The 259-nt window shown below is 47.9% G+C and carries 1 pseudogene; it reads left to right on the top strand.

Annotation, left to right across the window (positions count from 1 at the left end):
- Positions 1-259, top strand: a pseudogene (locus tag LKX83_RS32625) (3-phosphoserine/phosphohydroxythreonine transaminase); the annotation flags it as partial.

The raw sequence follows: 259 nt of genomic DNA, 5'->3' as shown, positions 1-259 counted from the left end.
ATGAAGGCGTACATAATCAAGCGATCGCTTCTCTCAAAGAGCTGCTGAACATCCCGGAAGAGTACCATGTTCTATTCCTGCAGGGTGGTGCCAGCACACAATTTGCCACCATTCCGATGAACTTCCTGCCACAAGGTAAGAAAGCAGGCTATGTCATGACAGGGGCTTGGTCGGAGAAGGCGCTGAAAGAAGCGAAAATGATCGGTGACACATATGAAGTGGCATCAACTAAAGATACGAACTATAACCGGATTCCAAC

It is taken from the genome of Cohnella baijiui (assembly GCF_020731285.1).
Taxonomy (GTDB): Bacteria; Bacillota; Bacilli; order Paenibacillales; family Paenibacillaceae; genus Cohnella.
Note: the sequence above shows the minus strand (reverse complement) of the source record. Positions and strands in the feature narration are given on the sequence as shown.